The 14,926-nt window shown below is 70.8% G+C and carries 15 protein-coding genes; 7 read left to right on the top strand and 8 right to left on the bottom strand.

The genetic code is table 11. The features are described from left to right. Positions 1 to 103: 103 nt before the first annotated feature. Both ACWD0F_RS35325 and ACWD0F_RS35320 read right to left on the bottom strand, forming a co-directional pair. Entirely contained in the window at positions 104 to 1,285 is a 1,182-nt protein-coding gene (locus tag ACWD0F_RS35325; protein ID WP_449883670.1) for an FAD-dependent oxidoreductase, read from the bottom strand. A gap of 10 nt (positions 1,286 to 1,295) precedes the next feature. Next, positions 1,296 to 2,495, bottom strand: coding sequence for a cytochrome P450 (locus ACWD0F_RS35320; RefSeq protein WP_449883667.1), 1,200 nt, complete (start codon positions 2,493 to 2,495; stop codon positions 1,296 to 1,298). Between the two features lie 102 nt (positions 2,496 to 2,597). Between ACWD0F_RS35320 and ACWD0F_RS35315 the strand changes: the two genes are divergently transcribed. From ACWD0F_RS35315 to ACWD0F_RS35290, 6 genes are all read left to right on the top strand, one after another. Beyond that, the gene (locus ACWD0F_RS35315; protein WP_449883664.1) at positions 2,598 to 3,326 is read left to right on the top strand and encodes an aspartate/glutamate racemase family protein; all 729 of its coding nucleotides are present in this window, start codon (positions 2,598 to 2,600) and stop codon (positions 3,324 to 3,326) included. Beyond that, complete coding sequence (gene sbnB, locus ACWD0F_RS35310; protein WP_449883661.1) at positions 3,316 to 4,320, top strand: 2,3-diaminopropionate biosynthesis protein SbnB; 1,005 nt, start codon at positions 3,316 to 3,318, stop codon at positions 4,318 to 4,320. The genes ACWD0F_RS35315 and sbnB overlap by 11 nt, the downstream gene beginning before the upstream one ends. A 64-nt stretch (positions 4,321 to 4,384) precedes the next feature. Continuing rightward, positions 4,385 to 5,350 (top strand): TauD/TfdA family dioxygenase, encoded by a 966-nt coding sequence (locus ACWD0F_RS35305; protein ID WP_449883658.1) that lies wholly within the window; start codon positions 4,385 to 4,387, stop codon positions 5,348 to 5,350. 43 nt (positions 5,351 to 5,393) lie between these two features. Then, positions 5,394 to 6,371 (top strand): methyltransferase, encoded by a 978-nt coding sequence (locus ACWD0F_RS35300; protein WP_449883656.1) that lies wholly within the window; start codon positions 5,394 to 5,396, stop codon positions 6,369 to 6,371. Between the two features lie 292 nt (positions 6,372 to 6,663). Next, positions 6,664 to 7,599 (top strand): sensor histidine kinase, encoded by a 936-nt coding sequence (locus ACWD0F_RS35295; protein WP_449883653.1) that lies wholly within the window; start codon positions 6,664 to 6,666, stop codon positions 7,597 to 7,599. Continuing rightward, complete coding sequence (locus ACWD0F_RS35290) at positions 7,596 to 8,258, top strand: response regulator (protein WP_449883650.1); 663 nt, start codon at positions 7,596 to 7,598, stop codon at positions 8,256 to 8,258. Before ACWD0F_RS35295 ends, ACWD0F_RS35290 begins: the two co-directional genes overlap by 4 nt. 52 nt (positions 8,259 to 8,310) lie before the next feature. Here the strand turns inward: ACWD0F_RS35290 and ACWD0F_RS35285 are convergent, their stop codons facing one another. Then, positions 8,311 to 9,081, bottom strand: a complete 771-nt coding sequence (locus ACWD0F_RS35285) for an AfsR/SARP family transcriptional regulator (RefSeq protein WP_449883648.1) — start codon at positions 9,079 to 9,081, stop codon at positions 8,311 to 8,313. 215 nt (positions 9,082 to 9,296) lie between these two features. On the opposite strand from ACWD0F_RS35285, the gene ACWD0F_RS35280 reads away from it, so the two are divergent. Further along, positions 9,297 to 10,196 (top strand): UbiA family prenyltransferase, encoded by a 900-nt coding sequence (locus tag ACWD0F_RS35280; protein WP_449883645.1) that lies wholly within the window; start codon positions 9,297 to 9,299, stop codon positions 10,194 to 10,196. 39 nt (positions 10,197 to 10,235) lie between these two features. Here ACWD0F_RS35280 and ACWD0F_RS35275 read toward each other — a convergent pair whose 3' ends face one another. From ACWD0F_RS35275 to ACWD0F_RS35255, 5 genes are all read right to left on the bottom strand, one after another. After that, on the bottom strand, positions 10,236 to 10,793 hold the full coding sequence (locus ACWD0F_RS35275) for a transcriptional regulator (protein ID WP_449883643.1): 558 nt from the start codon (positions 10,791 to 10,793) through the stop codon (positions 10,236 to 10,238). Beyond that, positions 10,790 to 11,275 (bottom strand): hypothetical protein, encoded by a 486-nt coding sequence (locus ACWD0F_RS35270; protein WP_449883640.1) that lies wholly within the window; start codon positions 11,273 to 11,275, stop codon positions 10,790 to 10,792. The genes ACWD0F_RS35275 and ACWD0F_RS35270 overlap by 4 nt, the downstream gene beginning before the upstream one ends. 64 nt (positions 11,276 to 11,339) lie before the next feature. Next, entirely contained in the window at positions 11,340 to 12,614 is a 1,275-nt protein-coding gene (locus ACWD0F_RS35265) for a hypothetical protein (protein ID WP_449883637.1), read from the bottom strand. Further along, positions 12,593 to 14,182, bottom strand: coding sequence for a hypothetical protein (locus ACWD0F_RS35260; protein ID WP_449883634.1), 1,590 nt, complete (start codon positions 14,180 to 14,182; stop codon positions 12,593 to 12,595). The genes ACWD0F_RS35265 and ACWD0F_RS35260 overlap by 22 nt, the downstream gene beginning before the upstream one ends. Positions 14,183 to 14,279: 97 nt before the next feature. After that, complete coding sequence (locus ACWD0F_RS35255) at positions 14,280 to 14,921, bottom strand: class I SAM-dependent methyltransferase (protein WP_449883631.1); 642 nt, start codon at positions 14,919 to 14,921, stop codon at positions 14,280 to 14,282. Positions 14,922 to 14,926: the final 5 nt, after the last annotated feature.

Raw genomic sequence — 14,926 nt, 5'->3', positions numbered from 1 at the left:
CCCCTCCCCGGCGCTCCTCCTATCTCGCGCCCCCCCGGCGGGCACCGCTGGCCGCCCCCGTCCGGGGCCGGCCCGCCCCCGCACGGTTCCGTATGCGGAACTGTCAGACGAGGGCGTCGAGCAGCTCGTCGGTGTAGAAGTCGTCCACCTCGCACACCCCCGACAACGTCGCGAAGTAGTGGTCGACCAGATCCTGGCGATCGGCGATGGCCCGCAACATGGTCAGCCGCTCCGGCGGGGTCCGCAACTCCGCGGCCCGCAGCGTGCCGTGGTACATCCCGGTGAACCGCTCGTCGCGATCCGCGGCGAAGCCGCGCAGCGCCGCCGCCAGCGCGCTCTCGTCCCGCAGCCCCGGGCCGATGTGGTCCACGAGGGACTGCACCTGCAAGAAGGCGTCGGTGATGCCGCTGTTGCCGATCGAGTCCTTGTGGTAGCCGGCGTCGCCCACCAGCACCCAGCCGGGACCGGCCGCCTGACGGAAGAAGTTGCGCTGGTCACCCGTCCCGTACAGCCGCTCGGCCCGCCGCGCCGCGCCCAGCCGCTCGTGCAGCCCGGGCGCGGTCACGCGCACGTTCTCCAGGTACGCCGTCATCGCGTCACCCCGGACGGACTCGTACTCCGACTGCGGGAAGTAGGCGCCCACCAGCGTACGGCCGTCGTTCGTGGGCACGGTGCCGACCAGCTTGCGCGAGCGCGCGTACACCTCGAAGGTGGCCGGCAGGTCCTCCCAATAGCTGAAGTACACGCACGACCTGCGCGCGTCCTCCATCAGGATGGGCGCCCCGGCCAGGGCGGCGACGGTGGAGCGCATGCCGTCGGCGCCCACCACCAGCCTGGCCCGCTCCTCGAAGCGGCCGGTCGCCGTCCGGAGGGCGACGCCGCAGACGCGGTCGCCGTCGTAGAGCAGGTCGTCGACCTGGCAGCCGTCGCGGAACTCGGCGCCGGCCGCGACCGCGGCCGCGGCCAGCACGGGGTCGAGGCGGTGCCGGCGCGGCGCGTACGCCGTGCGGTAGCCGTCCACCCCCCACGAGCAGCCCTCCAGCCGGACGTCCTCGACCTGGTAGACGATGCGATCGATGGGCGGGCAGCCGGTCGCCACGACGTCGTCCAGCACGCCCCAGCGGCCCAGGGCCGCGACTCCGGGCTGGTGGAGGTAGTGGGTCGACAACGTGTCCCTGGGGAAGCGGGCCTTGTCGACGAGCAGGACCCGGTACCCGGCGCGGGCGAGCAGCATGGCGGCCGGCGAGCCCGCGCAGCGCGCGCCCACCACGATCACGTCGTACATGGTCCCTCCCTCAGCCACGCCGCGCGATGACGGGCAGGTTCTTCGGTCCCCACATGCCGCGTTCGTGGTAGCCGATGGGGATGTCCCGGTTCACCGCCAGGCGGGGGAAGCGGCGGAGCAGCGCCTCCAGGGCGATCCGGGCCTCCATGCGGGCCAGCGGCGAGCCGATGCAGAAGTGGATGCCGTGGCTGAAGGCGAGGTGCGGGTTCGGGTCGCGGCGGATGTCGAACTCGCCGGGCCGCTCGAAGACGCGCTCGTCATGGTTGGCCGACAACAACCACGGGGTGACCGGCTGGTTCGCCGGGATGACGGTGCCGGCGATCTCGACCTCGCGGGCGGTGATCCGGCTGGCCGAGGTGAACGGCGGCCGGTAACGCAGCACCTCCTCGATCGCCGAGGGGATCAGGCCTGGCTCGGCCCGCAGCGCGGCCGTCGCGGCCGGGTGCCGGTCCAGGGACAGGACCGCGCTGCCGAGCAGCAGCGTCGTGGTGACGCTGCCGGCCATGAACACGATGTCGGCGAACTTCACCACCTCGTCGTCGCTGAGCCGCTCCCCGTCCACCTCGGCCTGGGCGAGCCTGCTGATCAGGTCGTCCTTGGGCCGGGCGCGGCGCTCGCGGCAGTGTTGCGCCAGGTAGTCCGCCATGTCGCTGGTGACCTGTTCGAGCAGGGCGGCGTACTCGGCCGAGTCGGAGGTGATGCCCTCGCGGGCGGTCATCCCCTGGGCGTTGAGCAGCCGGTCGATCCACGTGCGGAACAGGTGGCGGTCCGAGGCGGGCACGCCGAGCAGCTCGGAGATCACGATCACCGGCAGCGGGAAGGTCAGCGCGTCGACGAGGTCGAACTCCTCGCCGTCCACCTCGTCCAGCAGCTCCGTGGCGAGCGCCGCGACGCGCGGCTCCAGCCCGGTGACGGTGCGCGGCGTGAACACCTTGCTCACCAGGCGGCGCAACTTCGTGTGCTCGGGAGGATCCACCGAGTTGAGGTTGCCCCGGCTGATCTCGGCCAGCTCGGGGTTGATGCGGCTGATGTCGTTGGAGAAGGCCGTGTGGTCGCGGATCACCCGCTCCACGTCCGCGTGGCGGAAGACGTGATAGGCGCCGTCCCCCTCCTGCCAGACGGGTCGCTCCGCGCGCATGCGGGCCAGCCAGTCGAACAGCTCCGTCCCGCCGTCGGCCAGCGGGACGCTTTCGAGCAGGGCCTCGGTCATGATGTGTGTCCCCATTCTCTAGTCCGCCTGCGAATGTGGCAGCCCCGCCTATCACGGCGTTATCGATATCGAGCCGATAACCGCCCCGCATAACGTGCACGGGTGAATGTTCTCGGTGTGCTCGGCGGAATGGGGCCGCTCGCCTCCGCCGAATTCCTCAAGACGCTGTACGAAACGAATATGCGCATCCCCGAGCAGGAAATGCCCAGGGTGCTGCTCGACTCCGATCCCACGTTCCCCGACCGTACGACCGCCGTCGGCGGACCGGCCGCGCTCGACCTCGGCCGCCGCCTCGGCCAGAGCCTGGGCGACCTGCTGTCGCGTGGCGCGAGCGCGCTCGTGGTGGCCTGCTTCACCGCCCACCACTTCCTGCCCCTGGTCGAGCCCGCCGTGCGGGCGCGTGTCGTCTCCCTCGTCGACCTGACCCTGGACGGGCTGCGGCGCGGCGAGGGCAGGCACCTCCTGCTGTGCACCCGGGGCACCCGCGCCGCCCGGGTCTTCGAGGACGCGCCGGGCTGGGACGGCGTCGCCGGCCGGGTCGCTCTTCCGGCGGAGGGCGACCAGGAGCTGGTCCACCGCCTGATCTACCGGCTGAAGGCGCACGGCGGCGGGCCCAGTGGTGGGCACAGCGTGGTGGCCGAGATCGACCGCCTGCGGCAGCGCTACGACTGCTCGGGCGTCGTCCTGGCCTGCACCGAGTTCCACCTCGTCGCCCGGCCGCTGGTCGCCAGGTACGGCGACGCAGGCGTCGTGGACGCGTTGCGCGCGGTCGCGCTGACGCTGCCCGCCCTGCTCACGACCCCTCGAAAGGAGCTGAGCCATGCTGGGTGACACCCTCATGATCCCCGAGTTCGGTGTGGTGCCGGCGGCCGACGTGCGCCGCACGCTGGCCGGGGCGGAGAAACAGGTGATCGAGCTGGTCGAGCTGGCCTACCGGCGGCACGGCGAGCAGATGACCGTGAACCCGCCGTCGTACTTCCTGCGTTTCCCCGACCGGCCGTCGGCGCGCATCATCGCGCTGCCCGCCTCCATCCGCGGCGACGAGGCCGTGGACGGCGTCAAGTGGATCTCCAGCTTCCCCGCGAACACGAGCGCGGGCATCCCGCGGGCCTCCGGCGTGCTCGTGCTGAACGACCCCGTCACCGGCCATCCGTACGCCTGCCTGGAGGCCTCCCTGATCAGCGCGGCCAGGACGGCGGCCTCGGCGGTCCTGGCCGCGGACCGGCTCACCCGCGGCCACGCGCGCCCGGCCCGCGTGGGTTACGTCGGCTGCGGCCTGATCGCCCGCACCATCCACGCCTACTTCGCCGCGGCCGGCTGGTCCTTCGAGCAGGTCGCCGCCTACGACGCCGTCCCGGCCAACGCGGCCCGCTTCGCCGACGGCGTCGTCGTGCACGACACGTGCGAGGAGCTCATGCGGGCCTGCGACCTGGTGGTGTTCGCCACCGTGGCCGGAAGCCCGCACGTCACGGAGCCGGGCGCGCTCGCGCACCACCCGCTCGTCCTGCACGTGTCGCTGCGCGACCTGGCGCCCGAGCTCATCGCGGACGCCGCCAACGTCGTCGACGACGTGGACCACTGCCTGCGCGCCGGCACCTCCCTCGACCTGGCCGAACAGCTCGTCGGCGGGCGCGGGTTCGTGGACGGCACCCTGTACGACGTCATGACCGGCCGGGTGCGGGTGCGCCGCGACCGGCCCGTCGTCTTCTCGCCCTTCGGACTCGGGGTGCTCGACCTGGCGGTCGGGAAATTCGTGTACGACGGCGTTCGCGCCGGAGGAGAACTCGGAATAGTGCCCGGTTTCTTTCCCGCGCCATCGGCCTGAAGCCGGCCGATAACCCCCCGAATGAGCTGCACGCGTCATTTCATCCTGTTGGGAGAGTGAGCCGATGTTGCTGACCACAGAGGACACCCAAAGCCTGAGCGTCGCCGACGCCGACCATTTGCGGGTGCTGGCCCGCTCCATCATTCCGGTGGCCCGCGGGCGGCTCGACGCGCCGCCCATGATCGAGGCGTGCCGGCGGGCCGCGCCCGAGATGCCCGCCTCGTTCAGGCAGATGTTGCGGACGTTCCGGCGAGACTCCGGCAGCCAGGGCGCGATGGTGATCAGCGGCCTGCCTGTCGATGCGGACTCGCTGCCCTGCACGCCGCGGACGAGTACGTCGGTGCAGCTCACGGCCACCGTGCCGGCGTTGATGTTGCTGCTGGCGGCCGTCCACCTCGGCGAGCCGGTCGCCTACCTGCCGGAGAAGGGCGGCGCCCTGGTGCAGGACGTCGTGCCGGTCGAGGGCAAGGAGGAGTTCCAGGGCAACGCCGGCTCGGTGCTGCTCAGCTTCCACAACGAGAACGCCTTCCACGTCCACCGGCCCGACTACGTGATGTTGTTGTGCCTGCGCGCCGACCACGAGCGGGTCGCGGGGCTGCGCACGTCCTGCGTCAGGGAGGTCATGCCCTTCCTGAGCGAGGCGGACGTGGCGGCGCTGGCCGCGCCCGAGTTCGTGACCGCGGCCCCGCCGTCGTTCGGGACCGCCGACCGGGCCGCGCCAGGCCCCGTGCTGTCCGGCTCGCCGGAGGACCCCGACCTCTGCGTCGACCTGTCGGCCACCGAGCCGCTGACGGCCCGGGGGGCCAGGGCGCTGGAGGAGCTGGGGCGGTTGTTCGACGAGTTGGCGACCACCGCGGTCCTGCGGCCCGGCGACCTGGCCATCGTGGACAACCGGGTGGCGGTGCACGGGCGCTCGGCCTTCCGGCCGCGGTACGACGGGGCGGACCGCTGGCTCCAGCGCACGTTCGTGGTGGCCGACTTCCGCCGCTCGCGTCTGGAGCGGCCGGGCGACGGCCACGTCATCGTGTGACCGGGTTCCTGCGCGCGACCGCTCTTGGCACTGAGGAGAATCGATGGGGTTAGGTCCGGAAACGGACACCGTGGCCGGCCCGGCGGACGCCGCCGATCTGCCACCGCACCGGCGGCTGCTGCTGTTCTTCCAGGGCAAGCGCGTCGCCCAGATGATCCACGCGCTCACGGTGCTGGGCGTGGCCGATCATCTGGCCGGCGGGCCGATGGCCGCCGCCGAGCTGGCCGAGGCGGTGGGGGCCGACGCGGGCGCGCTGTACCGGGTGTTGCGCTGCACGGCGTCCGTGGGGGTCTTCTTCCAGCAGCCCGATGGCTGCTTCGCCCTGACCCCCATGGCCGACGCGCTCCGCGCGGACAGCGCCGTGAGCCAGCGCGACGTCGTCCTGTTCGACGGACACGAGACGATGTGGCGGCCCCTGGGGGAGATCCTGCACACGCTCCGCACGGGCGAACCGGCCGTCCCCCAGGTGCTCGCCGGGCCGCAGGCGGGTGACGCGCTGCGCGCACGGCTCAAGGCCCGCTTCTACCACGTCGCGGACGAGGCGCTGCTGGCGGGCTTCGACTTCGCGAGGTTCCGGCGGATCACGCAGGTCGGCGGCGGCCTGCCGCTGCCGGGCCTGTCACCCGAACACGTGCGGGCCGTCTGCGAGCTACCCGAAGTGCCCGAAGTGCCCGGGGCATCCGTAGTGCCCGGGGTGCCCGACGTGCCCGACGGTGCGGAGGCGTATCTGCTGCGCGATCCCGTGCACGAGTGGGACGACGACCGGGCGCGGGAGATCCTCGGGAGGGTCCGGCGGGCGGTCGGCGGGCAGACGCGGCTGCTGGTGTGCGCGTTCGTGTTGTCCGGGCCGAACGCCTGGGACACGGGAAAGTTCGCCGACGTCGACATTCTGCTGAGCGGCCGGGGCCGGCACCGCGACCTGGCCGAATGGCGGCGGCTCGTCGGCTCGGCCGGATTCGAGCTCGTCGACCCGCCCCGCACGGGCGGCTGGGCGGTGCTGGAATGCCGGCCGGTTTATTGAATATTGCACCAACTCCGAGTGGGGTTGCTGGTTCGGATCGGCCAGGGTACTTTGGCAAATGCAAAATATCATGATGTCCTGACCACGTGAGATCCGATCAGGGTGTACGTGGGAGCGCTCGAAAGATTGAGGCGGCGGGGATGCTATGGGGGAATCCGACGCTGGAGCCCCTTTGCGGGTGGCCATCGCCGAAACCTTGCTGAATGATCGCCAACGATTACTCGACGCCTGTGTCGACGAGCTACGCAGAGTAAATAGCCCCATTCTGGGAGACTCCGAATCCGAGCACCAGATGCTCGACCACTACGCCACCATCCTCATAGACGTGGCCGAGGAACTGCGTGATCCGGACATCGTCCTGGGTGGTGGCAACCTCGACCTGATCCAGGAGATCGCCGCTTCCAGGGCCCGCAGCCGCATCCATCCGACCGAGTCGCTGCGCGCGGCGGGCGTGCTCTTCGACGTCACGCTCGACTGGCTCGCACGCACCATGGACCGCGACGAGGTCTCCGACCAGGTCTTCCTCGACACCGTACGCTTCCTCAACGCCAGCCTCACCCGCCGGATTCGCGACGCCTCCGCCTGGTACGCCAGCTTCCTGCTGAACGAGGTGCATCGGGACCAGCGGCAGGAGCGCGGCCGGATCGCCCGCGAGCTCCACGACCGCGTCAGCTACGGCGTCCTGGTCACCCGCCAGCGGCTGGAGGCGTCCAGGCGCGTCTTCGACGACGATCCCGCCGCGGCCATGGAGAAGGTCGCCGAGGCGCAGGACGCGATCGAGGACGCCATGGAGAGCATCCGCAAGCTCATCAGCGACCTGCGCTTCAGCAACGCGGTGGACAACCTGCAGAAGGCGCTGATCGCGTTGCTGACCGAGATGGCCGGCGAGGTCCGGCACCGCGTGGTCGTCAGCGGCGACGAGAACTGGCTGACGTGCGAGGTGCGCGACGAGATCTTCCTCATCATCCGTGAGGCCCTGCGCAACGCGCTCAACCACAGCGCGCCCACCGAGATCGCCGTCCGGATCGACATCGCGCCGCACGAGCTGCGCGCGTCGATCGGGGACGACGGCACCGGGTTCGACCCGCTCACCGTCAAGAGCGGCGCGGGCCTGGCCATCATGGAGGAGCGGGCCAAGCTCATCGGCGGCTCGGTGGCCATCACCAGCGGCCCGCGCATCGGAACCCTGGTCGAACTGCTCGTCCCTCTTCTGAGGGAAGGCCAATGACGGGGCAGCACCCTCGCATCAGGGTCGCCATCGTCGACGACCACACCCTCTTCCGCGTCGGGCTCAGAGAGATCATCGAGAGCCAGAAGGACATGGAGGTCGTCGGCGAGGCGGGCGACGCGTGCAACGCCCTGGCCCTGGTCGCCCAGGTCAAGCCGGACGTGCTGCTGCTCGACGTCTCCATCCCCGGCGGCGACGTCACCGACAACATCCACGAGATCGGCCAGGCGTCCCCCGCCACCCGGATCGTCATCCTCAGCATGCAGGACGACCCCGAGCTCATCCTGGAGCTGGTCGGCCTGGGCATCCGCGGCTACCTGCACAAGAGCGCGAGCTGGGACGAGCTGATCGCGGCCATCAGGATGGCGACGCCCGGCACCGACCGCGTCCTGCTCGCCGTCTCGCGCCAGTCGCTGCTCGGGATGCCGGCCGGCGCCGCGGGCAAGCCCGTGTCCGGCCTGCTGACGCCGCGCGAGCTGGAGGTGCTCGAACTGGTCGCCAAGGCCATGAGCAACGCCCAGATCGCGGCCGCGGTCATGCTGACCGAGGCCACGGTCAAGCGCCACCTGCACAACATCTTCGTCAAGCTCGGCGCGGTCTCCCGCATCGACGCCGTCAACAAGGCCACCGCCGCCTCCCTCATCCCCAGCGCGAGCTGAGCGGCCGCACAGCCCGCGGAGCAGGCCGTCACGCAGCTCGCGGGGCGGGCAGTCACACGGCTCGCAGGGCGGGTGTCGAGCCGTTGGTCAGCACCGCCTGCTGCAACTCCTGCAGCTCCTGCGAAGGGTCCAGGCCGAGGTCGTCGCTGAGGATCCGCCGGACGTTGCGGTACGCCTGCAGCGCCTCGCTCCGCCGGCCGCTCCTGGTCAGCGCCGAGATGAGCCGGCCGTGGAACCACTCGTGGTGCGGGTGCACGGTCACCAGCGACTTCAGCTCCCCGATGAGCTCGCGGTGGCGCCCGAGCCGCATGTCCGCCTCGATGCGCAACTCCAGGGTGTGCAGCCGCTGCTCCTCCAGATGGACGGCGTACGCGGTGAGCAGCGGCCCGCGCGGCACGTCGGCCATCGGCTCGCCGGCCCACAGATCCAGCGCCCGGGACAGATGCCAGGACGCCTCCTCGCAGGAGCTCTCGTTCAGCAGCCGCCGCCCCTCGAAGGCCAGGTGCTGGAAGAGCCGCACGTCCAGAAGTTGCGGGCTGAGCGGCAGGAGGTAGCCGAACGGCCTGGTCAGCAGCGTCACCTCGCCGGGCAGCTCGCGGTCGATCGCCTTGCGCAACTGGTAGACGTACGTCTGGGCGGTGGTCAGCGCCGTCTTGGGCCGCCCGGCGTCCCACAATTCCTCCATGAGGCTCTCGAAGGTGACCACCTGGTCGGCGCGGGACAGCAGCAGCGCGAGAATCTGGCGGAGTTTCGGGCTGCTCGGAGTCCACACCTTGCTCCTGTCCGACACGGTGACCGTGCCGAGGAGCGTGAAACGCACCATTCCAGATGTCTCCTTTCGTGGAGCAGATTTCCACTCAGAAACATAGGAAGCGCCGGGTCCGCGAGGCAAGATGCACGGGGTGTACTGAAAGATGTATTCCGAAATGGACCATGGGTGTATCGCAGGGTGTAGACCCCGTCCGGCCTGGGGGTAATCCATTATATTAAGGCGTACACCTCTGTTTTTCCGGGTGCCGCGCATTTACTTTGCGAGACATGGTCACTCTTTCCGGAGTTCGCGTCCGGCGTTTCGGTGTCCCCTTTTCGCTCGTCCGGCTCTGCCTGTCCGAGGCCCGTCCGGTCGTCCAGGTCATCTTCCTGCTCAGGTTCGCCTCCGGTGCCGCGCTGGGCTCCGGCCTGACCGCGCGTGTGCTGCTCGGCGCGCTCGCCTGGGAGTGCGCGGTCGTCTTCGTCTATCTCCTGAACGGCGTGACCGACGTGGTCGAGGACGCCGTCAACGCCTCCCGGCGGCCCATCGCCCGCGGCGCCCTCCCGCGCGGCTTCGCCCGGGGCTTCGCCTTCCTCGCCGGCGGCCTGGCGCTGCTCGAAGGGCTCGCGATCGGTCCCGGATTCGCCGTCGCCATCGCCGCGTTCATGCTGCTCGGCTACCTCTACAGTGCGCCGCCGTGCACGCTCAAGCGCCACCCCGCCGGCGCGGCCGTCGTCGTGACGCTGGGCGGGCTGCTGACCTACTTCGGTGGCCTGGCCAGCGGCGACGGCACGTCGGGCGCCCCGCTGCTCGCCGCGGGCGTCCTGGCCGTGGCCATGTCGTTGTGGATGGGCCTGGTCGGCACGCCCACCAAGGACTTCTCCGACACCGCCGGCGACGCCGCCGCCGGGCGCCGATCGGCGGCGGACCTGTTCGGCACGTCGGCCGTACGCCGTGGTGTGGGCCTGACCGCCATCGCGCTGGGCGGCGCGTACCTGCTCGCCGCGTCGGCTCTCGCCCCGGTGCTGGTCCCGGCCGCCGCCATCACCCTGATCGGCGCGATCGTCCTGGCCGTCCTCGCGGTCAGCCCCCTGTCGAGGGGAAGCAGGAAGGCGGCGCGGCTGCCGTACCGGATGTTCATGACGACGCAGTACGGCACGCATTTATGCGTGGCCCTCATTCTGTGAAGCGCTCCGCACGCGGACGGTGACCACCCGGTCGGGGGACTAGGGCAGCACGTCGGCCGGTCGCAGGTCGGCCACGATCGCGGCCAGCTCGCCGGCCGTTCGCGCCGCGTAGACGCGCTCGATGCGCTCGGTCAGCTCGTCCATGGTGAGACGGCCGTCGCCGACCGCGACCCGCAGCAGTCCGGCCACCTTGTCGCGGTCCTGGTCGCCGGCCCGGATGTCCTGCGGATCGATCACGGCCTCCGCCATCGCGGCCCCGACCGCATCGTCACCCCAGTCCGGTCCGCCTCGCGGGCCGAGCACCGAGAGGCCGGACTGGGCGACGATGGCCTGGAGGGCGGCCACGTGGTTCTGGTACGCCTTGCGGCCGGCGGGCGTCAGGCTGAACCAGGTTCGCGGGCGCTTGCCCACGTGTCCCTTGCGGATCTTCACGTATCCGGCCGACTCCAGGGCGCTCGCGTGCTTGGACAGCACCGAGTCGCTGATGTCCAGGCTGTCGCGGACGAAGGCGAACTCGGCCTCGTCGGCTGCGGCGAGCAGGGAGACGATCTGCAGCCGGGTCGGGGCGTGGACGACCGGATCGAGCTGTGGGGTCATCGGTCCGTCGTCTCGGCCCGGCGAACGGTCCTCATGGACATCCATCGGGTCAGGACGGGCGTGGTGATCAGCACGATCACGGTCATCGTGACCCCCATCACGGTCCGCGGGTAGGTGACGTCGAGCGCCATCAACGCCAGCACCACTCCCAGGCTGCCGAGCGTCATGATGACGATCCAGGCCGCGAAGCCGCCCCACGCCCAGGGATCCACCACGGCGGGATGCAGCCGCATGGACTGATTGCGGATGTCCATGACGAACTTGAGCACGGCGGCCACGAGCCCGATCAAGAGGATGGGGAGGGCGATCCAGAGCGCCCACAGAGGGGTGACCTCGGTGAAGAACTGCATGCCCGTGACGAAGACCCAGACCGCCACGACGTACCAGGACGGGAACATCGGGGGCGCGGATCGCAGCGCCCTGTGCTGCGTCTCGTGGATCTGGGCCAGCGACCGCGCCGCTTCTTCGGGGGTGATGTGCATATCGCCCTCCTCCTTACTTTCCACTTCGGAAAGTACTTTCTATTTGCCACACCGTCAAGTACTTTCAACCACGGACACTGACGTGGTCGCAACCGTGGAAGGTCAGCCCGGCGGCCCGGCCGACGACGCAGGCGGTGGTGTCGCTCACCTCCAGCACGTCGTAGCGGTAGTGGGTGACGGCGTCCAGGTCGGCGTCCTTGGTGTGCTCGTCGGGCTCGACCGACTTCTCGGCATGGATCTTCCCGTGGGCCTCCGACCGGCCGGCGGACGCGAGCAGCTTGGCCGGCGAGCCGAAGCGCAGGGTCGCCGCCTCGATGCGGGTGGCGTCGAACGCGACCGGGTTGCCGTACTCCCTGGCTGTGGTCGTCAGGACGGCCACCGGGACGACGCCGTTGCCGTTCAGGTTGACGTTGTTCCCGGCGCTGCCGGGCTGGATGTTGATCGTCACCGGGATGGCGCAGTCGACGGTGAGCCGCGTCGTCCTGGTGTCGTCGCCGGCGTCGGGGTCGACGACGGTGGCGCGCTTCGGCCTGATCGACGTCGTGAAGTCGATCGGGTGCGTCCCCGCCTCGGCGCAGGTCACGGTGTACGCCCGGGTCAGGGTCGCGGTGGCCCCCGCAGCCAGGCCGGTCTCGACGGTGGCGCCCGCCGTGACGGTGAGGCCGTCGCCGGCCGCGAGGTCCTGGCGGACCACGGCGGTGACCGGCCCGTCGGGGCCGGTGCTGGCGACCCCCGAGGCGACCGTCACCGTGACCGGCTTGCCCAGGACGGCGAAGAGCGGGGCGGCCGGGGTCACCGAGGTGACCGCGAGATCGGCCTCCAGGCAGTCGGGATCCTCGGGGTGCGCCAGGCAGAACTCCCTGAGCGGCGCTTTCAGGTCGATGGTCAGGACGTCCCGGGCGAGCGCGACGTCGGTCACCGTCATGGCCGACAGGGCGGGCGAGAACGGCACGATGAAGCTGGCCGAGCCGCTGTCACGCAGCCCGGCGTGCTGGTCGCCGCCCTTCTCGTACGTCCAGAGCGGGCTCCACGTGTTGATCCGCTCGATCACCTGCCCGTCCACGTCGACCAGGCCGAGTTTGAGTATGGGCGGGTCACCGAAGTGGGTGTGGGCCCGCGAACGGGACACCTTGACCCGTTCGACGCTCGCGGACGTCCGGGAGGAGAACCGCACCCGGGCGACCACCGACTTGTCGGGATCGGCGGTGTCGAGCTGCGGGATCGGCAGGGTGGCGGGGTCCTCGGGCGCCCCCTCGGCGCTGAGCGGCGCCAGCAGGAGCAGGGCGGCCGTGGCGGCGACGGCCCAGTGGGCTCGGGTCAGCATTTCGCGGCCTCGCATCCGGAGAAGACGTAGGTGAACCGGCGGATGTCGGCCGCGCGGGCCTGGCCGTCGTCGAACATCAGGTCGTCGGGATGGGGCTCGGAGCTCCACCAGTCGGCGTCGCCGTACCAGTGCTCCTTCTCCCAGCTGTAGCAGGCGTCGCCGGTGCGGCCGAGCTGCGGGGCGTCGTCCTCACAGTCGTCCAGTTCCGCGTAGATGTTGGGGAAGACGTCCGCCTGGAAGGCGCCGCCGCCCACGTACTCGTCGGACAGGCCGAAGGGCTGGTGGGCGGTCTCGTGGGTGGCGATCCTCGGCTGCCCCGGGTCGACGAGCGTGGAGAAGATCCGGTCGCCGCGCATCGCGCAGTCCTGCTGGGCGCCCCGGTGGTGCAGGATCGCGCCGGCGTCGGCCCACGCGTAGATGTCGTCCCACAACACGGGGAACCCGTGGTCGCAGTCCTTGTCGCCGGTGGCGTCGCTGGCATAGCCGGTGTTGTCGGGCAGGAGCCAGAAGTTGAACATGTCCTGCCTGGTCAGATACTCCTTGAAGCCGTAGTACGAGCGCTCGATGATGTCGGAGACGTCGGTGATGAACCGGGGGTCGCGCGGACCTGAGTACTCGTCCTTGTCGGCGATGAAGACGATGTCGATGCGGCTGTCCCTGGGGCCGGTGTAGATGATCGGGATCGCCGGCTTGGGGAAGGTGAAGTTCGGGTTCGGGTCGCCCACGGTCACCGTGTGCCAGGACGAGAACAGCTTCACGCCGTTCTCCACCAGGCGGCAGCCGTACGCGAAGGGGGCCAGGTCGGCCCGGGGGGTGAAGGTCTCGGTCAGCGAGCCGACGCCGTGCCGCGACTGGAACGGGCTCCCGGCCAGGGTGGCCGCGTTCGCCTGGAGGTTCACCCAGATCTCCAGGTCGTCGGCGACGACGGTCGGCCGGAGCTCGCCGTCGAGGGCGGTGGCGACGATCTTCACGGGCTCGCCGGGCTGCGGCCAGGCGGGCGTGTGGGTGCAGCGGATGTTCAGGCCCGGCGCGCTCGCCGGCTCCTTCGCGTCGGCCTGGAAGGTCAGCCTGACCCGCTCGTCGGCGGTGCCCGCCTGGACGATGTCGGTCCGGCAACCGCCGAGGTACGGCCCGTCGAGCTGCCGTGGGTCGTGGACCGAGCAGCCGGCCAGGTCGAGGTATCCGTCGACGTAACGGTCAGCCGTGGGGGAGGAGTCGTAGTGCTCGCCGCCGAAGCAGAGGCCGCCGTCCTCGTCGTGGACCTCGATCTTGATCGGGATCCGGCCCGGCGTGGCGAGGGCCGCGACGTCGACGGGCTTGGAGAACTGCCAATCAGGGGTGATGTCGTCGTGGCCCTCCCAGTCGTCCTGCGAGGCGCTGTCCTCGTTGTCCATGTAGATGCCGTTGATCCAGACCCGGTTGTAGAAGTCCGGATCGCCGCAGTCGCCGCCGGCCAGCAGCGTGATGCGTTTGATGGTGACGGTGACGTTCACGATCGGGTCCGCGGCGGCGGGGGATTGGAGCGCGGTGAGCAGCCCCGCCCCCAGCGCCGCGACCAGGAACACGCGTAAAAGGGTGCGCATGCGGCTCACCGTAAGGACCGGTGCGCCGGCGGCGCGTGAGTATCCCCCTGCTCAATTCCGGTCGCCGGCGGGGGCTCCTGGCGGTGACCGGCGATCGCTAGGCGTCGCGGCCGAGCGTGAACCAGAAGGTCGGCACCGGGTTGGTGCCCGGTGTGACGTCGAGGAGCTCCCAGCCGGCGAACCTGGTGCGGAGTTCGTCGGCCGTGACGCCCGCCGCCCACGACTTGATCTCGGTGGTCGGGTTGCCGAGCGGCTCGGGGCCGTACCCGAACATCAGTAACCGTGCTCCGGGGGCGGCGCGCCGGGTGAGCCCGGCGGCGTAGGCGTCGCGGCGGTGCAGCGGGATCCCGCAGTAGCAGCTCAGGTCGAAGAACAGGTCGAAGGGGCCGGGCACGTCCAGCTCGTCGAGGCGGGTGGCGTCTCCGTGCCGCAGCCGCACGGCCACCCCGGCCGCCGCGGCCTTCTCCCTGGCCTGGTCGACGGCGCGGTCGATCAGATCGACGGCCGCCACCTCCCAGCCGTGCCGGGCGAGGTAGACGGCGTTGGTCCCCGTGCCGCAGCCGAGTTCGAGTGCGCGGCCGGGCGGCAGCGCGCCCGGTCCCTCCACCAGGGCCACCAGCTCGGGCGGCGTCACGCCGGTGTCCCACGCCGGCCGGCCGGCGTCGTAGAAGCGCTCCAGTGCGCGAAGGACGGACTCCTCCTCCGGGTCCGGCTTCTGGGCGGTGTAGGGCTGGTCCATCGGTT

This window comes from Nonomuraea sp. NPDC002799, assembly GCF_053592075.1.
This window is presented reverse-complemented; position numbering and strand designations above follow the sequence as displayed.